Genomic DNA, 19,842 nt, shown 5'->3' on the forward strand with positions numbered 1-19,842 from the left:
AAGCGACCCATCCGTTTTGTGCGGGGAGAACAACGTGGCGGAAAGTTCCGGCACCAGCCACCGGGCGGCTCGCATCGAGTTGGACCAGCGGGTAGCCCGTGAGCTGCGCGAGCGCCTGCCGCTGGTCGCCGAACGGACCGTCACCGCGATCACGGCGGAGGTGCCCAGTTACTCCGGCACCCTGACCGGACAGATGCGGGACAAGATCGAGAACGCGGTGCAGATCGCGTTGGGCACCTTCCTGCAACTGCTCGAACGGTCCCACGGCGGCGATCCCAGCACACCGCTGGTCCCGGCGCTGGAGGCCGCGTACGCGCTGGGCAGCGGCGAGGCCCGGTCGGGTCGCAGCGTGGACGCGCTGCTGGCCGCGTACCGGATCGGCGCCCGGGTCTCCTGGCGGGAACTGGCCGCCACCACGGTGGCGATCGGGTCACCCGCCGCTGCGGTCGCCGAGTTCGCCGAGCTGATGTTCGCCTACATCGACGAACTCTCCGCGGCCAGCGTGGCCGGGCACGCCGACGAGCTGGCCAGCGTCGGGCGGGCCCGGCGGCGGAACCTGGAACGACTCACCCAGCAGTTGCTCCTCGGCGAGCCGGAGGACGTGCTGGTGCGCAGCGCGGAGCGGGCCGACTGGCCGCTGCCGCAGACGCTGACCGTCGTGCTGCTGCCGCAGACGAAGCTGCGCGGCGCACTGGCCCTGCTCGACGAGCACACCCTGGAGAGCAACGAGGAACTGCCCGCCGGGGAGTCGGGCGCGGAGACCGCCGTGCTGCTCGTACCGGACATGCACGGCGACCGGCGACGGCAGCTCGCCCGGGTGTTGCAGGGCCGACGCGCCGTGCTGGGCCCGGCCCGCTCGTGGGCCCGGGCCAGTTCGTCCTACGAGCGGGTGCTGCGGCTCAACGCCCTGGGCATCGCGCCGCCCGACGACGGGGAGCCGGTGGACACCGAGCAGCATCTGGCCGAACTGCTGCTCAGCGCCGACCTGGAGGCTCTGGCCGACCTGCGTGCCCGGGTGCTGCAACCACTGGCCGCGCTGCCCCCGGCCAGTGCCGAGCGGCTCGCCGAGACACTGCGCTCCTGGCTGCTGCACCAGGGGCGACGCGACGACGTCGCCGCCGACCTCTTCGTCCACCCGCAGACCGTCCGGTACCGGATGGGTCAGCTCCGCCAGCTCTACGGCGAGCGGCTCACCGACCCGCACTGCCTGCTGGACCTCACCGTGGCACTGGCGCTGCCGGCACCCGTCCCGCCCGACGCGACCCCCTGAGCGGCGCACCGACCCTCGCGGCGCGGTCGTGGTGATGTGTGTCGTGGTGATGTGTTAGGAAGGGTCCCCTGCTATGCACCAGGCGTTAGCAGGGGACCCTTCCTTGCATCCCTGCGTGCGTACGTGGGGCTGGTCATTCGAGCGTGCGCGGCCCGAGCAGGCGGATCTCCTCGACGTCCAGGTGCGCCTGCAACTCGCGCAGCACCACGTCGTCGATCTCCCGGGAGTCGCGCATCCGGGTGATCTCACGGCGCTTGTGGTCCAGCGCGGCCAGCCGTAGCTGACGCTCCGCCTCCTGGACGGCAGCCGTATCGTCCTCCGGCTCGGCCTGGGCCGCGTCCAGGTGCCCGGAGTACTCGTCCTGGATCCGCCGCAGAATGTCCGCGTCGGCACCGATCCGCTCGGCGATGTCCGGCAGCGCGTCGAGGGTGACCTGGGTGGCGCGGACCCGCGCCTGCCGGCTCTCGTCCTCGCGTTCCGGGTCACCGGTGAGCCCCGCCCAGGTCAGCAGGAACGGCAGCGTGGTGCCCTGCACCAGCATGGTCAGCAGGATCACCGTCGCCACGCAGAAGATGATCAGGTCCCGTTCCGGGACCCGGTCCCCGTCGATGCTGAGCGGCACGGCGAGCGCCGCCGCCAGCGAGACCGCGCCCCGGAACCCGGCCCACCCGGCGACGGTACGGACCCGCCAGTTCACCCGACGGCTGACCGCGACCGCGCGTCGGTCCACCAGCCGGGCGACGATCGCGGTGAGGTGCAGCCAGAGCATCCGCACCGCCACCAGCACCACGGCCACCACCACCGCGATGGCGAGCGCACGCAGCAGCGACACACTGGTGACGCTGCGTACCGCCCGGGGAATCTGCATGCCGACCAGCACGAAGAGTCCACCGTTGATGAGGAAGGTGGTCAGGTCCCAGAACGACAGCGCCAGCACCCGCGACCGGGCCCGGACCACCCGGGGACTGGCCGCGGTCAGCATCAACCCGGAGACCACCACCGCGAGTACGCCGCTCTCGTGCACGACGTCGGCGAGGAAGAACGCGGCGAACGGGGTGAGCACGCTGATCGCGCCCTCCCGCAACGGGTCGTCCAGGCGCTTGCGGATGAGGATCACCACGGTGCCGACCAGCAGACCGGCGGCGATGCCACCGAGGAACGACAGGCCGACCCGCTCGACGAGTTCGAAGACGGTCGGCGCGGCACCGCCACCGAGCAGCCCGAGCGCCACGGCGAACAGCACCAGGGCGGTGCCGTCGTTGATCAGGCTCTCGGTGTGCAGCGTGGTGAGCAGCCGTCGGGGCATCCGCTTGGCCAGACCGGCCACGGCTGCGGCGTCGGTCGGGGCGAGCACCGCGCCGAGCACCCAGGCCACCGCCGGGTCGACGCCGAAGCGCTGCACGGCCAGCGACACCACCACCATCGTGACGCCGACCAGCCCGACCGCCAGCAGCGTGATCACCACGATGTTCGCCCGGACTTCGCGCAGGCTGGTGGTCAGGCTCTCCCGGTAGAGGATGGCCGGCAGGAACAGCAGCAGCACCACCTCGGGGGGCAGGATGACGTGCGACAACGGCGGTAGCAGCGCCAGCAGCGCGCCCATGCAGATGAGCAGGACCGGTGGCGCGACCCGGTAGCGACCGCCGAGGGTGGTGCCGACCAGCACGGTGACGCCCAACGTGATGATCAGCAACAGCTCGCTCACGTCGCCCCCGTTCGTCGTCCACCACATGGTGGTACGCCGACCGGGCGTTCCGGGCGGATTCAGCCGACCCGCAGACGAGGGAGCCTGCCTAGCGGAGCGCTCCCCCGGCCAGGTCCTCCTCGATGCGCCGGGCGGCGGCGAGCAGCGGCGGCAGCAGTTCCCTGCGGATCGCGTCGAACGTGCCGCGGCTGGCGTGGGCGGAGACGTTGACCGCCGCGATCACGGTGCCGTCGTCGGCGCGTACCGGGGCGGCCAGCGACCGCAGCCCCTCCTCCAGTTCCTGGTCGACCAGGGCGTATCCCTGGGCGGCGATCCTGGTGAGGATGGTGCGCAGCTTGGCCGGGTCGGTGACGGTGCGACGGGTGAGCGGGCGCAGCGTCGCGGTGGCGAGGTAGTCGTCCAGCCACTGCGCGGGCTGTGCGGCGAGCAGCACCCGGCCCATCGAGGTGGCGTACGCGGGGAAGCGGGTGCCGACGCTGATCCCCACCGTCATGATCCGTTTGGTGGGCACCCGGGCCACGTAGACCACCTCGTCGCCGTCGAGGACCGAGGCGGAGCAGGACTCGTGGACCTGCGCGACCAGGGCCGCCATGTGCGGCCGGGCCACCTCCGGCAGACCCAGGCCGGAGAGGTACGCGTAGCCGAGGTCCAGGATGCGTGGGCGCAGCGAGAACAACCGCCCGTCGGTGTGCACGTAGCCCAACTCGACCAGGGTGAGCAGGAACCGTCGGGCGGCGGCGCGGGTCAGCCCGGTGGCGCGGGCGACCTCGCTGAGGGTGAGTTGCGGGTGCTCCGCGTCGAACGCCCTGATCACGGCGAGACCGCGTTCCAGCGACTGGACGAACTCGCCGGATCGCGTGGTCGCCGCGTCGGTCACTGGGCCTCCTGCCGCAGGGTCTCCTGGGCCACCTTGAACGCCCGGTTCGCCGCCGGTACGCCAGCGTAGACGGCCACCTGCAACAGGACCTCACCGACCTCCTGCGGGGTCAGGCCGTTGCGCAGCGCGGCGCGTACGTGCATCGCCAGTTCCGCGTCGTGGTGCTGGGTGGCGAGGACGGCGAGGGTGATGCAACTGCGGGTACGCCGGTCCAGCCCGTCCCGGGTCCAGATCTCACCCCACGCGTACCGGGTGATCAGGTCCTGGAAGTCGGCGGTGAACTCGTCGGTGTCGGCGACCGCCCGGTCCACGTGGGCGTCGCCGAGCACCTGCCGGCGTACCGCCATCCCGGCCTCGTGTCGTTGCGCGTCGGTCACGGCGTCGCCCTGCCTTCCGGGTCGAGGTGGCTCGTCAGCAGGCGGGTGACGGCCTCGGGTCGTTCGACGTTGGCCAGGTGGGCGGCGTCGGCCAGCACGACCAGCCGGGCACCGTCGATCCGCGCGGCGATGTCGGCGGCGTGCGCGGGCGGGGTCGCCGGGTCGTCGGCGGCGGCGACCACGAGCGTGGGGGCGCGTACCGACGCGAGGGCGGGACGCAGATCCATGGCGGCGATCGCCTCGCAGCAGGCGGCGTACCCGGCGGGCGGGGTGAGGGCCAGCATGTCCTGGTAGGCGGCGACGGTGTCGGGGTGCGCGGCGGCGAACGCGGGGGTGAACCAGCGGGACACGATCGCGTCGGTGACCGTGTGCAGCAGACCGGCGCGGACGGTCGCGGCGCGGGCCCGCCATCCGTCGGCCGGGCCGAGCGCCGCCGAGGTGCAGAGCAGGGCCAGGCGGTCGATGCGCTCGGGCGCGTACGCGGCCAGCCACATGCCGACCATGCCGCCGAGGGAGAGCCCCGCGTAGTGGACCCGCTCGACGTCCAGGTCGTCGAGCAGCCCGAGCACCTTCCGGCCCAGCAGGTCGATCGTGTACGGCCCGGGGGGCGCGGGTGAGGCGCCGTGACCGAGATGGTCGTACCGGAGCACCCGGAACCGGGTGGCGAGCGCCGCCACCTGCGGCTGCCACATGGCGCCGGTGGTCCCCAGCGAGCTGCCCAGCACCAGCACCGGCGCGTCCGGCGGACCGTCCACGGTGGCGTGCAGCACGTCGGTCACGAGCCGGACCTCCCGTATGCGAGCGCCCGGTCGACCAGGTGGCCGGCGGACCCGAGCCAGGCGCGCGGGTCCAGGGCGGCGTCGAGGTCGGCCTCGGACAGGTGGGCCCGCACCTGTGCGTCGGCGAGCAGGGCGTCCCGGAAACGTGGGCCGGTGGTGGCCCGGCGGACCAGGTCGTGGGCGGCGGCGCGGCCCAGCGCCGGGGCGAGTCGGGCAGCGACGGCCTCGGCCATCGGCAGGCCGCCGGTGGCGTCCAGGTTGGCCCGCATCCGTTGCGGGTCCACCCGAAGGTGGGTCAGCATCCGGGCGGTCCGGGCGGCGGCCCCGCCGGCAAGGTGCACCAGGTCCAGCAGCGGCTCCCACTCGGCGTGCCAGCCACCGGCGGCGCGCTCGTGTTCCTGCCCGGCAGCGGCGAACAGGGTGCCGACCAGCCCGGGACCCCGTCGGGCGGCGGCGCCGACCAGGATCGAGTCGACCGGGTTGCGCTTGTGCGGCATCGCCGAGGAGCCGCCGCGTCCCGCACCGCCCTCGGACACCTCACCGACCTCGGTCTGGGCGAGCAGACCGACGTCGAGCGCGACCTTGCCGGCGGCGGCGAGCAGCCCACCGAGCGCGGCGGCCAGGTCGAGGACGGGTTGCCGGCGGGTGTGCCAGGGCAGCGGAGCCGCCGCCAGGCCCAGCCGGGCGGCGAAGCGCTCGACCACCGCCGGGCCGGCCGGACCGTACCCGGCGAGCGTGCCGACCGCGCCGCCGAGCTGCGCGGGCAGGCTGTCGCGCACCTGGAGTACGCGGCGGCGCGCCTCGACGAGGCCGAGCAGCCAACCGGCCGCCTTGAGCCCGAAGGTGGTGGGCGCGGCCTGCTGGCCCAGGGTCCGCCCGATCATCGGGGTGTCCCGGTGGGCACGGGCGAGACCGGCGACGGCGTCGACGGCCGCGTCGAGGTGCCGCAGCAGCGGCGTCAGCGCCCGCGAGAGCACCAGCGCCAGCGCGCTGTCGAGCACGTCCTGGCTGGTGGCGCCGTAGTGCACCCAGGGGCGGGCCGACTCGGCGACGGCGGCGGTCAGTTCCCGCACCAGCGGTACGACCGGATTGCCGGCGTCCTCCGCCGCCGCGCCCAGGACCACCGGATCGTACGCGTCGGCGCGGCACCCGGCGGCGATCGCCTCGGCGGCCGGGGCGGGCACCAGTCCGGCGTCGGCGGCGGCCCGGACCAGCGCGGCCTCCACGTCCAGCAGCGCCCGCAGCAGGGCGGTGTCGCCGAGCTCGGCATCGACGTCCGGTGTGCCGGACAGGCCCCGCAGCAGGGTGTCAGAGGGCGAAGAAGACGGTCTCATGCTCCCCCTGCAGACGGATGTCGAACCGGTAGCCGTCCGGGGCCGGGCGGGCCAGCAGCGTGTCCCGACGGTCGGGGTCGACGGTACGCAGCACCGGGTCGGTGGCGTTGGTCGGCTCGCCGGGGAAGTAGATCCGGGTGACCAGGCGGTGCAGCAGCCCGCGCCCGAGGACGGAGACGGTCAGGTGCGGTGCCTCGGTCCCGCCCTCCGGGGCGGGCAGCGGTCCCGGCTTGACGGTGAGCAGCGCGTACTCCCCCTGCGGGTCGGTCTCGGCGCGGCCGAAGCCACGGAAGCCGGCGACCGACGGCGGCCGGGCGCCGCGCGGGTCGTCGGGGTGGTCGAAGCGACCGTCCGGGTCGGCCTGCCAGCTCTCCACCAGGGCGTCGGGCACCGGGGCGCCGGTGCCGTCGACGATGCGGCCCCGGATCCAGAACGCCTCCGGCGTGCCCTCGGGCACCACGTACGCCCCGTCCGCCCAGCGCAGGCCGATGTGCAGGTACGGACCGACGGTCTGGGCGGGCGTGACACCGAGACGTTCAGTCATCGTGGTCGTCCTCGTCCTCGAAGGGGGTGGCCTCCCGGCCGCGCAGCACGATGTCGAACGCGTACGCCAGCGCCCACTCGGGTCGGGTCGCGTCGTGGTCGTACCGGGCGACCATGCGCTCCCGGGCCTGCGGGTCGCGGACCGAGTTGAAGATCGGGTCCTGGAAGAACAGCGGGTCGCCGGGAAAATACATCTGGGTCACCAGGCGCTGGGTGAAGGCGCGCCCGAACAGCGAGAAGTGGATGTGCGCGGGTCGCCAGGCGTTGTCGTGGTTGCGCCACGGGTACGCGCCGGGCAGCACGGTGACGAACTCGTAGCGCCCGTCGGCGTCGGTGCGGGCCCGCCCGACGCCGGTGAAGTGCGGGTCGATCGGGGCCGGCCAGGTGTCGGCGGCGTGCCGGTAGCGACCGGCGGCGTTGGCCTGCCAGATCTCCACCAGGGTGTGCGGCACGGCGCGCCCGTCGCCGTCGCGTACCCGGCCGTGCACGATGATCCGCTGCCCCTGCGGTTCGCCGTCGTGCTGGCGGGTCAGGTCGTGGTCGAGGTCGCCGATGCGTCCGTCACCGAGCAGCGGGCCGGTGATCTCGGTGAGTCGCTGCGGCAGGTGGACCAGGGGCTGGGCGGGGGCACGGGCCACCGTGGAGCGGTAACCGGGGCTGAGCAGGGGCGGATGGGCCTCGACGTCGTCACGTCGGTAGCTCGGCAGCACCAGCCGGGCGCCGCTGTCTCGGGTCATGGCGTGGGTTCTCCCCTCGGTGTCGGCGGGTCCCCGCCGGGGCCGCCCGCTCACCGGGTCGACCGGACGGTCGCCTCGAGAGCGCGCAGCGCGGTGAGTTCGGTGGCGCTGGGCGGCGTCCCGGTGGCCAGGTCGTCGGCGACGGCGAGGGGCCAGCCGGTGGCCGCCCTCGCCTGTGCCACGGTGACCCCCGGGTGCAGTCGGGTCAGGGTGAGTTCGCAGGTGGCCGGGTCGGCTTCGAGCACACCGAGGTCGGTGATGACGGTCTTCGGGCCGCCGCCACGCAGGCCCAGCCGGGCCCGGGCGCCGGGCCCGTCGCCGTAGCCGACGGAGGTGACGAAGTCGACGCGGTCGGTGAACGTCCGGCGGCTCTGCCGCACCACGACCACCACCTCCCGGCAGGAGGCGGCGATCTCCGGTGCGCCCCCGGCGCCGGGCAGTCGCACGGCAGGGTCGCGGTAGTCGCCGCCGATGACGGTGGTGTTGATGTTGCCGTACCGGTCGAGCTGCGCGGCGCCGAGGAACCCGACGTCGATGCGGCCGGGCTGCAACCAGTAGTTGAAGACCTCGGGCACCGAGACCACCGCGTCGGCGGTGTCGGCGAGCACGCCGTCGCCGATGGACAGCGGGAGCCGGTCGGGCTTGGCGCCGAGGCAGCCCGACTCGTAGACGAGCACCAGATCGGGGGCGTGGGTCGCCCGGGCCAGGTTCGCCGCGGTGCTGGGCAGCCCGATGCCGACGAAGCAGGCGGTGCCGTCGCGCAGTTGCCGGGCGGCGGCGACCGTCATCATCTCGTCGGCGGTGTACCCGTCGGTCATGCCGGCACCTCCACGTCGCGTACGTGCCGCTCGATCCACTCCTGGAAGGTGTCGCGGTCCCGGCTGACCGCGTCCCAGGCGCGGTAGAAGTCGTTGTCGCGGACCGAGTAGTCCTGGGTGTAGGAGGGGTGGGCGCCGCCGGGCACCCGGGCCACCGCGTCCACGACCCAGCCGGGCAGCACCACCTGCCCCGGCACCGGGGTCAGCTCGTCGACGATCTCCTCCACGGTGACCAGCGACCGGTCGGCGGCGAGCACCGCCTCCTTCTGCACGCCGGTGATGCCCCACATCTGCACGTTGCCGGCGCGGTCGGCGCGCTGGGCGTGCACCACGGTCACGTCGGGGCGCAGGGCGGGCACGGCGGTGAGCGTCTCGCCGGTGAACGGGCAGTCCACGGTGCGGATGTTGTCGGTGTGCCGGGGCAGGTCGGTGCCGGTGTAGCCGCGCATCACCGCGAACGGCAGCCCGGAGGCCCCGGCGACGTACCGGTTGGCCATCCCGGCGTGGCTGTGCTCCTCCAGTTCCAGCGGGACCGGCCAGGAGTTCTGCACCGCGTCGCGGAAGCGGTGCAGCGAGCCGACGCCGGGGTTGCCGCCCCAGGAGAAGACCAGCCGTCGGGCGCAGCCGGCGCCGATGAGCTGGTCGTAGATGACGTCCGGGGTCATCCGGACCAGGGTCAGGTCACGCCGCCCCTGCCGGATGATCTCGTGGCCGGCGGCGAACGGGATCAGGTGGGTGAATCCTTCCAGCGCCACCGTGTCACCGTCGCGGACCAGGTCCGCGACGCCGTCGGCCAGCGAGACGAGCTTCGCCATGGGCCTCTCCGCCTCCCGATCTCCGCGGCCCGTCAACCTGTTCGGCATACGGACGCGCGTACTTATCTCGAACGTAGCGGTCCGCTGTCGACCCCGTCAACGCACCCGACCGGCGGCGCGGCGCGGCCGGGAAATGGTGCGGCACGCCCGTTGACTCGGCCCCGACCCGCGTGCCAACGTTCCTGATGAGAACGGACGTTCGGCTTGCGAACAGCCGGTGACCCCTCCCCCCGCGACGGGACGGGGTGTCCTCCGGAACGCCGTGACGCCCGGCCGTCGCGCGTACGCGCACGGCACGCCAGACAGGTCGAGGAGGCACGGATGCGTACCCAGGTCGGCATCGTCGGGGCGGGACCGGCCGGTCTCATGCTGTCGCACCTGCTGCACCGGCACGGCATCGACTCGGTGGTGCTGGAGAGCCGCAGCCGGGAGTACGTGGAGCACCGGGTCCGCGCGGGAGTGCTCGAACAGGGCTCGGTCGACCTGTTGCGCCGGACCGGCCTGGGGGCGCGGCTGGACCGGGAGGGAATGCGGCACGAGGGCATCGAGCTGCGCTTCGACGGCGAGTCGCACCGGGTGCCGATGACCGAGCTGACCGGCCGGGCGATCACCGTGTACGGGCAGCAGGAGGTGGTCAAGGACCTGATCGCCGCCCGACTCGCCGCCGACGCGACGATCCTCTTCGAGGCCGAGGCGGTACGCCTGTCCGGCCTGGACTCCGCGCCGGTGGTGCACTACCGGCACGAGGGCGTCGAGGCGGAACTGCACTGCGACTTCGTGGTGGGCTGCGACGGCTTCCACGGGATCAGTCGCGCGGCCGTGCCCGACGGGGTGCTGCACACGTACGAGCGGACGTACCCGTTCGCCTGGCTGGGGGTGCTGGCCGCCGCCCCGCCCGCGGTGGACGAACTGATCTACGCCCACCACGAGCGGGGTTTCGCGCTGTACAGCCTGCGCTCGCCGGAGATCTCCCGGCTCTATCTCCAGGTGCCCGCCGACTCGGACATCGCCGACTGGCCGGACGAACGGATCTGGGCCGAGCTGCGTACCCGGCTGGAGACCGTGCCCGGGTGGCGCCTCAACGAGGGACCGGTCCTGGAGAAGTCGATCACGCCGTTGCGCAGCCTGGTGGTGGAGCCGATGCGCTGGCAGCGACTCTTCCTGGCCGGTGACGCCGTACACATCGTGCCGCCCACCGGCGCGAAGGGCATGAACCTGGCGCTGGCCGACGTCGCGCTGCTCGGCGACGCCTTCGCCGCCTGGTACGCCGACGGGAGCACCGACCTGCTCGACGGGTACTCGGCCACCGCGCTGCGGCGGGTGTGGCGGGCCCAGCAGTTCTCCTGGTGGATGACCTCGATGCTGCACCGGCTCGACGCGAACGACCCGTACGAGGCGAAGATCCAGTCGGCGACCCTGCGGTACGTGACCACCTCCGACGCGTACGCGACCAGCCTGGCGGAGAACTACGTGGGCCTGCCGCAGGTCTGAGCCCTACCGCAGGGCGCCGAAGAAGGTGCGCAAGTCGGCGACGAAGACCTGCGGCTGCTCCAGGGCGAAGAAGTGCCCGCCGGTGTCGTACTCGGCCCAGTGCACCACGTGGTGGTCGCGTTCGGCGAGCCGCCGCACGGTGACGTCACGGGACCGGGACACCAGCACCCCGGTCGGCACGGTGGACGGCTCCCCCACGCCCCAGTCGCCCGCCGCGTCGTCGCCGCACGCCTCGTCGGACCAGGTGGCGGCGGTGATGTCCTCGTAGTAGACCTGGGCTGCGGAGCCGGCCGTGCCGGTCAGCCAGTACAGGGTGACGTTGGTCAGCAGTCGGTCCCGGTCGACCACGTCGTCGAGGTTCCCGTCGGCGGGCAGGTCGGTCAGCCGGTGGAACATCTCGACGATCCAGGCGAGCTGGCCCACCGGCGAGTCGTGCAGCCCGTAGGCGAGCGTGTGCGGTGACTTCGCCTGGATCTGGAGGTACCCGTCGTTGTAGGCGGTCAACGCGTCCAGCCTGGCCTGCTCGACGTCGGTGAGTCCGTCGAGTTCGCCCTCGACCCCGGACGGGAAGGTGAGCAGCGCGTTGACGTGCACGCCGACCACCCGCTCCGGTGCCTGCCGACCGATCGCCGGGGCGACGTACGAGCCGGTGTCGCCGCCCTGCACGCCGTAGCGGGCGTAACCGAGCCGGCGCATCAGCTCGACCAGCGCGCCGGCCATCCGTTCGCTGCCCCAGCCGGGCCCGGACAGCGGTGCGGAGAAGCCGAATCCGGGTAGCGACGGGATCACCAGGTGGAAGGCTTCCGCCGGGTCGCCGCCGTGCGCGCGGGGGTCGGTCAGCGGCCCGACGGTGTCCAGGAACTCCAGGAACGAGCCCGGCCAGCCGTGCAGCAGGAGCAACGGGAGCGCGTCCGGCTCGGGCGAGCGTACGTGGAGGAAGTGCAGCGGTTGCCCGTCGATCTCGGTGCGGTGGTGCGGGAGGGTGTTCAGCTCCGCCTCGTGGCCGCGCCAGTCGTAGCGGGTACGCCAGTACTCGGCCAGGTCCCGGAGCTGGTCCACCGGTACGCCCCGGGTCCAGCCGACGTCGGGCAGCGCGGGCCAGCGGGTGGTGGCCAGCCGGGCGTGCAGGTCGTCGAGCTGGGACTGCGGGACGTCCAGGTGGAACGGGACGATGTCGTCGGTCATGCGGTCGACGCTAGGAGCCGGTTAGGTCAGTTCCGGTCCTAAGCCGGTGGCATCCTCGATCACATGTCGACGCCCTCCGCACGCCTGCTCCGGTTGCTGTCGCTGTTGCAGACGTACCGTCAGTGGTCCGGCGCGGAACTGGCGGCGCGGCTCGGGGTCACCGCGCGGACCGTGCGCCGGGACGTCGACCGACTCCGCGAGCTGGGCTACCCGGTGCACGCCACCCAGGGCACCGGCGGCTATCGGCTCGGTGCCGGCGCGGCGCTGCCACCGCTGCTGCTCGACGACGACGAGGCGGTGGCCGTGACGATCGGGCTGCGGACCGCCACCGCCAGTGCGGTCAGCGGCATCGGCGAGACCGCCCTGCGCGCCCTGCACAAGGTGGAGCAGGTGCTGCCGTCCCGGTTGCGGCACCGGGTCAGCGGGCTGCACCGCGCCACGGTACGCGCCGAGAGTCCCGGCCCGACGGTCTCCCCGGACGTGCTGGTGGCAGTCTCCGACGCGTGTCACCGTCGGGAGGGGCTGCGGTTCGACTACACCAGCCATCACGGCGACCGGTCGCGGCGCACCGTCGAGCCGCACGCGCTGGTGAGCTGGGGCCGGTACTGGTACCTCGTCGCCTGGGACGTCGACCGCGAGGACTGGCGCTCGTTCCGGGTCGACCGGCTACGTCCGCGTACGCCCACCGGGCCCCGGTTCGTCGCCCGTGAGCTGCCCGACCCGGACGCGAGCGCCTACCTGGCACGGGCGCTGTCGACCGGCCCGTACCCGGTCCGGACCACCGTCACGATGCACGCGCCCGCCGCCGTGGTGGCCGAGCGGGTCTGGCCGGGCATGGGTGCGGTGGAGGCGGTCGACGACCACCGCTGCCTGCTGCACCTCGGCGCGGCGACGGCCGCAGACCTGGCCTGGATGATCGCGGTCCTCGGCGTCGACTTCACCGTGCCCGGCCCGCCCGAGCTGGTGACGGCGCTGCGCGACCTGGGCGAGCGCTGCCACCGGGGCGTCTCGGGCGGGGACGGCGAGAGTGGCGGGAACTGCGACGGCCCGGCGGCCGACTAGAGGGCAGAGCGGCGGGCGACCGGGCGACGGCAGCAACAGCGACCCGAAGGGCACGGGCGCGTCCGCGGAAAGACCTTCTAGTCCGATCGGAAAAGTCATGTCTCTGACCGAAGTCTCCGGTGCCTCCACACCGGACTCCACGCCCGGCCCGGAACGGCCCGCCGCCGAACCGTCGCCCGCCCGCGCACCACGCCGCCCCTCGCCGCTGGCCGCACTCCTGGTCCGCCTGCACTTCTATGCGGGCGTCCTGGTCGCGCCCTTCCTGGTCGTCGCCGCCCTGACCGGCCTGGCGTACACCGTCACCCCGCAACTGGACCGGATCCTCTACGCCGACGAGCTGACCGTCGCCTCCGTCGGTGAGCCGAGGCCGCTGGCCGAGCAGATCACCGCCGCGCGGGCGTTCCATCCCGAGGGCAGCCTGTTCGGCGTCTCCCCCGGCACCGGCGAGCACACCACCCGGGTGGTGTTCGCGCTGCCCGAGCTGGGCGACAAGCAGCACACCGTCTACGTCGACCCGTACACCGCCGAGGTACGCGGACAGTTGACCACCTGGTTCGGCTCCACGCCCGCCACCACCTGGCTGGACGACCTGCACCGCCACCTGCACCTCGGTGACCTGGGACGGCACTACTCCGAGATCGCCGCGAGCTGGCTGTGGGTGCTGGCGCTGGGCGGGATCGCCCTGTGGTGGCGTCGGCGCGGCGGACGCGCTCGGGTGAGGCACCTGCTGGTGCCGGACGTCTCCGCCGGCAAGGGGGTCCGGCGTACCCGGAGCTGGCACGCCACCACCGGCGTCTGGCTCGCGGTGGGTCTGCTCGTGCTCTCCGCCACCGGGCTGACCTGGTCCCGGTTCGCCGGGGGGAACTTCGCCGCCGGCCTGGACGCCATGGACGCCGGCCGGCCCGCGCTGTCGACCGGCCTGTCCGGTGTACCGGCCGACTCCGGCGGCGCACACGACCACGGCGGGGCACCCGTGGGGGCCGCCGACCCGGCCGCCTTCGACCGGGTGGAGGCCGCCGCCCGCACCGCCGGTCTGGACGGGCCGATCGAGATCACCCCGGGCGAGCCGGGCAGCGCGTGGGCGGTCGCCCAGACCGACAACACCTGGCCGGTGGGCCGGGACCAGGTGGCCGTCGACCCGGCCGACGGCACGGTGACCGCCCGCCTGGACTTCGCCGACTGGCCGTTGCTGGCCCAGGTGAGCGCGCTCGGCGTACAGGCGCACATGGGTCTGCTCTTCGGGGTGGTCAACCAGGTCCTGCTCGCCGCGCTCGCCGTCGGCCTGCTCTGCGTCATCGTCTGGGGCTACCGGATGTGGTGGCAGCGCCGCCCCACCCGCACCGACCGACGGGCGTATGCCGGGGCGCCACCCGCCCGTGGCGGTCTACGCGGGCTGCCGCCGTGGGTGCTGCTGGTCGGCGTACCGGTGACGGTCGCGCTGGGCTGGGCGCTGCCGTGGTTCGGCGTCCCGCTGCTCGGCTTCCTGGTCGTCGACGCCGCCCTGGGGCTGGCCGCCCGGCGGCGCGGCCGGACCGCGACGCCCGCCACCCGGTGAGGCGTGCCGTCCCGGCCGGGTGTCGTGATCCGGCCGGGACGGCGCCGTCGGCTCTCTGCCGGGCCCACGTGGTGGACCCCCACGGAAATCGATGCGTCCCGACCATGGCGCGTGGCGCGGTTACGGGGTAGAAACATCTCGACCCCGATTTCTTCACACCGTGATACAAGTCCGCCCCAGTGAGAGAGCGCTCTCACGCAACGGGGTCCACCGCGTCGTCGGGCCGGAGATCACGCCGTCCCGACGGGAAGGACGAACGCATGCCGACTCGACCACACCGCCGGCGGCTCGGTAGCGCGCTGGCCTTCGGCCTCGTGCTGACCACCGCCGCCGTCTCCACCACCACCCCGGCCGGCGCGGGACCGCCCCGCCCGGTCACCCCGAACTTCGGGCCGAACGTCACGATCTTCGACCCGAGCATGCCGGTCAGCCGGATCCAGGCCACCCTCGACGCGGCCCACGCCGCGCAGGTCGACAACGAGATGGGCACCACCCGGCACGCGTACCTGTTCCGGCCGGGCAGCTACGGCACGGCCGCGCAGCCGCTCCAGATCAAGGTCGGCTACTACACCGAGATCTCCGGGCTCGGCGCCTCCCCCACCGACGTGGTCATCAACGGCAAGATCGAGGCGTACAACCGGTGCCTGACCGAGGGGGGCACCGGCAACTGCATCGCGCTGGTCAACTTCTGGCGCACGCTGTCCAACCTGTCGCTGCGCGTCAACGCCACCGGTCAGGACGACTGCCGTGCCTCGGCCAACTTCTGGGCGGTCTCCCAGGCGGTGTCGATGCGCCGACTGGACATCAGCGGCGGCGGGCTGTCGCTGATGGACTACTGCACCAACGGGCCGCAGTACGCCAGCGGCGGCTTCATCGCCGACTCCCGGCTGCCGGCCACCACCAACGGCTCCCAGCAGCAGTGGCTGACCCGCAACAGCGAGGTCGAGAGCTGGTCCAACGGGGTGTGGAACCAGGTCTTCGCCGGAGTGGTGGGCGCCCCCGACGACGCCGGGTTCCCCGACCCGCCGTACACCACCCTGGACACCACACCGGTCAGCCGGGAGAAGCCGTACCTGTTCGTCGACGCCAAGGGCAAGTACCAGGTCCGGGTGCCCGCCGCCCGCCGGGACACCCGGGGTGTCACCTGGGCGAACGGGCTGACGCCGGGACGCACCATCCCGATCGGTGACTTCTTCGTCGCCAAGCCGTCCGACTCGGTGCAGACGATCAACTCGCAGCTCGCCCGAGGCAGGCACCTGCTGCTCACCCCGGGCGTGTACGACGTGGCCCGCAGCATCGAGGTACGCCGGCCCGACACCGTCGTGCTCGGCATCGGACACGCCACGCTCACCGCCGTCAAGGGAGCCGTACCGCTCGACGTCGCCGGGGTGCCCGGCGTGGTGGTCGCCGGAGTCACCATCGACGCCGGCCTCACCGAGTCGCCGGTGCTGCTGCGGGTCGGCCGCAAGCACGGCCGCGACCACAGCACGCCGAAGAACCCGACGACGCTCTCCGACGTGTACTTCCGGATCGGCGGACCGCACATCGGCAAGACCGACACCGCGCTGGAGGTCAACAGCGACCATGTCCTGATCGACCACACCTGGGTGTGGCGCGGCGACCACGGTGTGGAGGGCTTCACCGAGGGGGTCAACGGCGACACCGACCGCTGGCGGACCAACACCGGACGGTACGGCGCGGTCATCAACGGCGACCACGTCACCGCCACCGGCCTGTTCGTGGAGCACTTCCAGCGGTACAACACCGTCTGGAACGGCGAGCACGGCACCACGGTCCTCTACCAGAACGAGCTGCCGTACGACCCGCCCACGCAGGCGGACTGGATGAACGGCACGGTCAACGGGTGGGCCGGTTACAAGGTCGCCGACCGGGTGCGGCACCACACCCTGTACGGCGGCGGCGTGTACGTGTTCAACCAGAACAACCCGTCGATCCGTACCGAGAACGGATTCGAGGTGCCGGTGCGGCCCGGTGTCCGGCTGCACCACATCATGACGGTGAACCTGAGCGCCGGCACCATCGACCACGTGGTCAACGGGGTGGGCGAGGCCGCCGACATGGACCGGGTCGGCGCACCCGTCTACCTGCGCCAGTACCCGTAGGAGTGAAAGGAGGGGTCCCCTGCTAACGCCTGGTGCATAGCAGGGGACCCCTCCTTACGTCACGACCGGGCTGCGGCGTTCCAGGAGGACGACGTCGCGCCAGCGGCCGTGGTGCCGGCCCACCCGTTCCCGGGTGCCGACGACGCGGAAGCCGGCCCGCCGGTGCAGCGCCAGACTGGCGACGTTCTCCGGGAAGACGCCGGACTGGATGGTCCAGACACCGGCCGCCTCGGTCGAGGCGATCAACCCGTCCAGCAGCAGCCCGGCCACGCCACGACCCTGGGCTGCCGGATCCACGTAGACGGAGTGCTCCACCACCCCGGCGTACACCGCCCGGGTCGAGGTCGGCGACACCGCGATCCAGCCGAGCAGCACGCCGTCGGCGTCCACCGCGACCAGCCGGTGTGCCGGCAGCCGACCGGCGTCGAAGGCGGCCCAGGTCGGCGCGACGGTCTCGAAACTGGCCTGCCCGCCGTCCAACCCGGCCTGATAGATCGCCAACACCCGCTCGGCGTCCCCACCCCGCATCGGTCGAAGCCTGACGTCGGCCATGAGACTCCCATCCCCGTCATGCACAACGAGCCGGCACCCACGCCCGCCCCGATCATCGTGGCAGTGTGGCTGTCCGACACGCCGACCCGGCAACAGCCACACCGCCACGCTGACGCCGGATCACCCGCGCACCGCCACGATCACCCGCGCACCGCCACGACGGTGTCAGCGGTCGGCCAGGAAGCTCTCCACCGCCTCCGCCGCGTGCCGCACCCCGCCGTTCGCCCGCACCTCGGACCGGAGCGTGTCCAGCCGTCGCCGCAGCTCCGGGTCGTCGGCGACCGCGTCGACGGCCGTCCGCAGGGTCTGCGCGGTGACCTCGTCCGCCGGCAGCAGCCGGCCGACCCCGGCCGCCACCAGCCGGTCGGCGTTGGCGAACTGGTCCACCGCCTGTGGGATCGCCACCGTGGGTACGCCGCACCAGAGCGCCTCGGTGCAGCCGCCCATCCCGGCGTGGGTGACGAACGCCGAGGCGTGCCCCAGCACCATCACCTGCGGCACCCGGCGGTGCACCTCGACGTTGGCCGGCAGTGGACCCAGCTCGGCCGGGTCCACCTTGTCGCCGACCGCGAGCACCACGTGCCAGCGGGAGTCGGCGAACCCGCTCAGGCACGCGCGGTAGACAGGCATCTGGTCGTTGTACGCGGTGCCGAAGGAGACCAGCAGCACCGGCAGTCCGTCGGCCGGTGGCGTCCAGCCCGGTTCGTCGAGCCGGGCGGGGTCGAGGCACGGGCCGACGAACCGCACGCGCTGGCGCGACACCCGGTCGGCGTGCGGCTGCATCGCCTCGGGGATCAGGGCGAGGACGTGCGGCGGACGGCTCAGGAAGGCGTGCCCGTCCTGGTGGACGCCGTTCTCGGCGAGCCACCGGTCCAGCGTGGCGTAGTAGTCGCGCCCGGACTCCGAGGCACGCAGGGCGGTGAAGAACTCCGCCATGTCCTCGTCGTAGCCGTCCCAGGCGACCATCGCGGGCGACAGTTGCACGGCCGGTACGCCGTACCTGGTGCCGAGCAGCGGTCCCGCCAGCCCGCCGATGTCGTACAGCACGAGGTCCGGCCGGTCCTCGTCGTAGCGGGCGGTCAGCCGGGGCAGCACCGCCACGGCCTCGTCGAGGAAGATCCGCATCGCCGCACCCGGGTCCTCCGGCCAGGCCGTGTCGCCCAGCGGCAGGATCGTCGGGTGGGCGAGCGGCTCCGCGCCGGTCGACGCGACCAGGTCGGTCAACGGTGCGCCGATCGCGTACGTGACGCGGTGGCCCCGGTCCACGAGTTCGCGGATCAGGGCCAGCGAGGGATAGACGTGACTCGGCGCGGTGCTGCCGATCATGGCGATGTGGCGAGCGGACATGACGACGATTCTGACGACTACCCGGCCAGATGCCCGCCGATTTTCGTGTACCCCCGCAGCAGGTCGCGGGCGATGATCAGCCGCTGCATCTCGTCGGTGCCCTCGAAGATGCGATAGAGCCGCACCTGCCGGTACCAGCGTTCGATCGGCAGCTCCCGGGTGTAGCCCATGCCGCCGTGGATCTGGAGCACCCGGTCCACCACCCGGTTGACCATGCCGGCGCCGTAGAGCTTCGCCATCGAGGAGGCGTGTCGCGGGTCCAGGCCCGCGTCGACCGTCCAGGCGGCACGCAGGATCAGCCACCGGGCCGCCTCCAGCTCGGTCTCCGAGTCGGCGATCATCCACTGGATGGCCTGGTTGGTGCCGATCTTCTTGCCGAAGGTCTCGCGCGTGTTGGCGTGCTCGATCGCCATCCGCAGCGCCCGTTCGGCGATACCGACGGCGTGCGAGGGGATGGTGTACCGCCCCTTGCCGATCCACTCCATGCCGAGGGCGAAGCCCTGGCCGATCTCGCCGAGGATGTTGCGGTGCGGCACGCGTACGTCGTCGAAGACCAGCGACGCCGGCCCGCCCTCGCCCATCGTCGGGATGAACTCCGACCGCCAGCCCATCGCCCGGTCCACCAGGAACGCGGTCGCCCCGCCGTTGCGGGCGCCCCGCTCGGGATCGGTGACGGCGATGACGATGGCGAAGTCGGCCTCGTTGCCGCCGGTGATGAAGGTCTTCTCGCCGTTGAGGATCCAGTCGTCACCGTCGCGGCGGGCGCTGAACCGGATGTTGGCCGCGTCCGAGCCGGCGCCCGGTTCGGTGATGGCGAAGCAGGAGAGCCGCTCCCCCTCGATGGTGGGCAGCAGGAACTCCTTCTGCTGCTCGTCGGTGGCGTGGAAGAGGATGTTGTCGGCCTCGCCGCCGAACCGGAACGGCACGAACGTACGGCCGATCTCGGTCCAGATCAGCGACTGGACGACGGCGGGCAGTTCCATGCCGCCGTACCGCTGCGGGGTGGCCAGGCCCCAGAAGCCGAAGGCACGCGCCTTGAGCTGCAACTCGCGCAGCTCGGCGCGTTCCAGGCCGGGCTGGTGGGCCCGTTCCCGGCGCAGCAGCTCCTGTTCCAGCGGCATGACCTCGCGGGCGATGAAGTCGCGGGCGGTGTCGCGGATGGCCCGTTCCTCGTCGGACAGTCCGAAGTCCATGTGCTCACCCGTCCTTTCGGTTGGGCTGGTGACGTCTCTGCGTTTAAACTAGCGCTGCAAGTTTTCGGCTGTCCAGACC

General features: G+C 72.8%; 18 protein-coding genes. 5 read left to right on the plus strand and 13 right to left on the minus strand.

Annotated features, from left to right (window positions below):
- Nucleotides 1-34: 34 nt before the first annotated feature.
- On the plus strand, nt 35-1,270 hold the full coding sequence (locus ABZ738_RS15655; RefSeq protein WP_357213733.1) for a helix-turn-helix domain-containing protein: 1,236 nt from the start codon (nt 35-37) through the stop codon (nt 1,268-1,270).
- A 133-nt stretch (nt 1,271-1,403) separates the two neighbouring features.
- On the opposite strand, the gene ABZ738_RS15660 is transcribed toward ABZ738_RS15655, so the two are convergent.
- From ABZ738_RS15660 to ABZ738_RS15700, 9 genes are all read right to left on the minus strand, one after another.
- Nucleotides 1,404-2,975 carry a Na+/H+ antiporter gene (locus ABZ738_RS15660; RefSeq protein WP_357213736.1) on the minus strand — a complete coding sequence of 524 codons (1,572 nt, stop codon included), beginning with the start codon at nt 2,973-2,975 and terminating at the stop codon, nt 1,404-1,406.
- Nucleotides 2,976-3,063: 88 nt separating this feature from the next.
- A complete protein-coding gene (locus ABZ738_RS15665; protein ID WP_357213739.1) occupies nt 3,064-3,852 on the minus strand; it encodes an IclR family transcriptional regulator in 789 nt (262 codons plus the stop codon).
- A complete protein-coding gene (gene pcaC, locus ABZ738_RS15670) occupies nt 3,849-4,229 on the minus strand; it encodes a 4-carboxymuconolactone decarboxylase (RefSeq protein ID WP_176094049.1) in 381 nt (126 codons plus the stop codon). Before pcaC ends, ABZ738_RS15665 begins: the two co-directional genes overlap by 4 nt.
- Nucleotides 4,226-5,008 (minus strand): 3-oxoadipate enol-lactonase, encoded by a 783-nt coding sequence (gene pcaD, locus ABZ738_RS15675; protein ID WP_357213743.1) that lies wholly within the window; start codon nt 5,006-5,008, stop codon nt 4,226-4,228. The genes pcaC and pcaD overlap by 4 nt, the downstream gene beginning before the upstream one ends.
- Nucleotides 5,005-6,342 (minus strand): 3-carboxy-cis,cis-muconate cycloisomerase, encoded by a 1,338-nt coding sequence (gene pcaB / locus ABZ738_RS15680; RefSeq protein ID WP_357213746.1) that lies wholly within the window; start codon nt 6,340-6,342, stop codon nt 5,005-5,007. Before pcaB ends, pcaD begins: the two co-directional genes overlap by 4 nt.
- The gene (gene pcaG / locus ABZ738_RS15685; protein ID WP_131054909.1) at nt 6,317-6,886 is read right to left on the minus strand and encodes a protocatechuate 3,4-dioxygenase subunit alpha; all 570 of its coding nucleotides are present in this window, start codon (nt 6,884-6,886) and stop codon (nt 6,317-6,319) included. The genes pcaB and pcaG overlap by 26 nt, the downstream gene beginning before the upstream one ends.
- Nucleotides 6,879-7,622 carry a protocatechuate 3,4-dioxygenase subunit beta gene (pcaH, locus tag ABZ738_RS15690; protein ID WP_131054908.1) on the minus strand — a complete coding sequence of 248 codons (744 nt, stop codon included), beginning with the start codon at nt 7,620-7,622 and terminating at the stop codon, nt 6,879-6,881. The genes pcaG and pcaH overlap by 8 nt, the downstream gene beginning before the upstream one ends.
- A 50-nt stretch (nt 7,623-7,672) precedes the next feature.
- Nucleotides 7,673-8,440 carry a CoA-transferase gene (locus tag ABZ738_RS15695; protein ID WP_131054907.1) on the minus strand — a complete coding sequence of 256 codons (768 nt, stop codon included), beginning with the start codon at nt 8,438-8,440 and terminating at the stop codon, nt 7,673-7,675.
- On the minus strand, nt 8,437-9,255 hold the full coding sequence (locus tag ABZ738_RS15700) for a CoA transferase subunit A (RefSeq protein WP_131054906.1): 819 nt from the start codon (nt 9,253-9,255) through the stop codon (nt 8,437-8,439). The genes ABZ738_RS15695 and ABZ738_RS15700 overlap by 4 nt, the downstream gene beginning before the upstream one ends.
- A gap of 321 nt (nt 9,256-9,576) precedes the next feature.
- Between ABZ738_RS15700 and pobA the strand changes: the two genes are divergently transcribed.
- On the plus strand, nt 9,577-10,746 hold the full coding sequence (gene pobA / locus ABZ738_RS15705) for a 4-hydroxybenzoate 3-monooxygenase (protein ID WP_131054905.1): 1,170 nt from the start codon (nt 9,577-9,579) through the stop codon (nt 10,744-10,746).
- Nucleotides 10,747-10,749: 3 nt separating this feature from the next.
- Here the strand turns inward: pobA and ABZ738_RS15710 are convergent, their stop codons facing one another.
- Nucleotides 10,750-11,931, minus strand: a complete 1,182-nt coding sequence (locus tag ABZ738_RS15710; protein WP_131054904.1) for an epoxide hydrolase family protein — start codon at nt 11,929-11,931, stop codon at nt 10,750-10,752.
- A gap of 63 nt (nt 11,932-11,994) precedes the next feature.
- Here ABZ738_RS15710 and ABZ738_RS15715 point away from each other — a divergent pair, with 63 nt between their 5' ends.
- The 3 genes from ABZ738_RS15715 (at nt 11,995) to ABZ738_RS15725 (ending at nt 16,671) form a co-directional block, all read left to right on the plus strand.
- Nucleotides 11,995-12,993 carry a YafY family protein gene (locus ABZ738_RS15715; RefSeq protein WP_357213753.1) on the plus strand — a complete coding sequence of 333 codons (999 nt, stop codon included), beginning with the start codon at nt 11,995-11,997 and terminating at the stop codon, nt 12,991-12,993.
- 97 nt (nt 12,994-13,090) lie between these two features.
- The gene (locus ABZ738_RS15720) at nt 13,091-14,548 is read left to right on the plus strand and encodes a PepSY-associated TM helix domain-containing protein (protein ID WP_357213756.1); all 1,458 of its coding nucleotides are present in this window, start codon (nt 13,091-13,093) and stop codon (nt 14,546-14,548) included.
- Between the two features lie 260 nt (nt 14,549-14,808).
- Nucleotides 14,809-16,671 carry an adenylyl cyclase gene (locus tag ABZ738_RS15725; RefSeq protein WP_357213759.1) on the plus strand — a complete coding sequence of 621 codons (1,863 nt, stop codon included), beginning with the start codon at nt 14,809-14,811 and terminating at the stop codon, nt 16,669-16,671.
- Between the two features lie 54 nt (nt 16,672-16,725).
- On the opposite strand, the gene ABZ738_RS15730 is transcribed toward ABZ738_RS15725, so the two are convergent.
- From ABZ738_RS15730 to ABZ738_RS15740, 3 genes are all read right to left on the minus strand, one after another.
- Complete coding sequence (locus ABZ738_RS15730; RefSeq protein WP_357213762.1) at nt 16,726-17,223, minus strand: N-acetyltransferase family protein; 498 nt, start codon at nt 17,221-17,223, stop codon at nt 16,726-16,728.
- Between the two features lie 165 nt (nt 17,224-17,388).
- Nucleotides 17,389-18,570 (minus strand): macrolide family glycosyltransferase, encoded by a 1,182-nt coding sequence (locus tag ABZ738_RS15735; RefSeq protein WP_357213765.1) that lies wholly within the window; start codon nt 18,568-18,570, stop codon nt 17,389-17,391.
- 17 nt (nt 18,571-18,587) lie between these two features.
- A complete protein-coding gene (locus tag ABZ738_RS15740; RefSeq protein ID WP_131052771.1) occupies nt 18,588-19,763 on the minus strand; it encodes an acyl-CoA dehydrogenase family protein in 1,176 nt (391 codons plus the stop codon).
- Nucleotides 19,764-19,842 lie beyond the last annotated feature (79 nt).

This window comes from Micromonospora sp. NPDC047793, assembly GCF_040642635.1.
In the GTDB taxonomy this organism is placed as follows: Bacteria; Actinomycetota; Actinomycetes; order Mycobacteriales; family Micromonosporaceae; genus Micromonospora.

Bases quoted from the DNA above. Each gene is read 5' to 3' on its own strand.
- pcaB (WP_357213746.1), bottom strand. From the start codon at position 6,342: ATGAGACCGTCTTCTTCGCCCTCTGACACCCTGCTGCGGGGCCTGTCC.
- pcaG (WP_131054909.1), bottom strand. From the start codon at position 6,886: ATGACTGAACGTCTCGGTGTCACGCCCGCCCAGACCGTCGGTCCGTAC.
- pcaH (WP_131054908.1), bottom strand. From the start codon at position 7,622: ATGACCCGAGACAGCGGCGCCCGGCTGGTGCTGCCGAGCTACCGACGT.
- ABZ738_RS15695 (WP_131054907.1), bottom strand. From the start codon at position 8,440: ATGACCGACGGGTACACCGCCGACGAGATGATGACGGTCGCCGCCGCC.
- ABZ738_RS15700 (WP_131054906.1), bottom strand. From the start codon at position 9,255: ATGGCGAAGCTCGTCTCGCTGGCCGACGGCGTCGCGGACCTGGTCCGC.
- pobA (WP_131054905.1), top strand. From the start codon at position 9,577: ATGCGTACCCAGGTCGGCATCGTCGGGGCGGGACCGGCCGGTCTCATG.
- ABZ738_RS15710 (WP_131054904.1), bottom strand. From the start codon at position 11,931: ATGACCGACGACATCGTCCCGTTCCACCTGGACGTCCCGCAGTCCCAG.
- ABZ738_RS15715 (WP_357213753.1), top strand. From the start codon at position 11,995: ATGTCGACGCCCTCCGCACGCCTGCTCCGGTTGCTGTCGCTGTTGCAG.
- ABZ738_RS15720 (WP_357213756.1), top strand. From the start codon at position 13,091: ATGTCTCTGACCGAAGTCTCCGGTGCCTCCACACCGGACTCCACGCCC.
- ABZ738_RS15725 (WP_357213759.1), top strand. From the start codon at position 14,809: ATGCCGACTCGACCACACCGCCGGCGGCTCGGTAGCGCGCTGGCCTTC.
- ABZ738_RS15730 (WP_357213762.1), bottom strand. From the start codon at position 17,223: ATGGCCGACGTCAGGCTTCGACCGATGCGGGGTGGGGACGCCGAGCGG.
- ABZ738_RS15735 (WP_357213765.1), bottom strand. From the start codon at position 18,570: ATGTCCGCTCGCCACATCGCCATGATCGGCAGCACCGCGCCGAGTCAC.
- ABZ738_RS15740 (WP_131052771.1), bottom strand. From the start codon at position 19,763: ATGGACTTCGGACTGTCCGACGAGGAACGGGCCATCCGCGACACCGCC.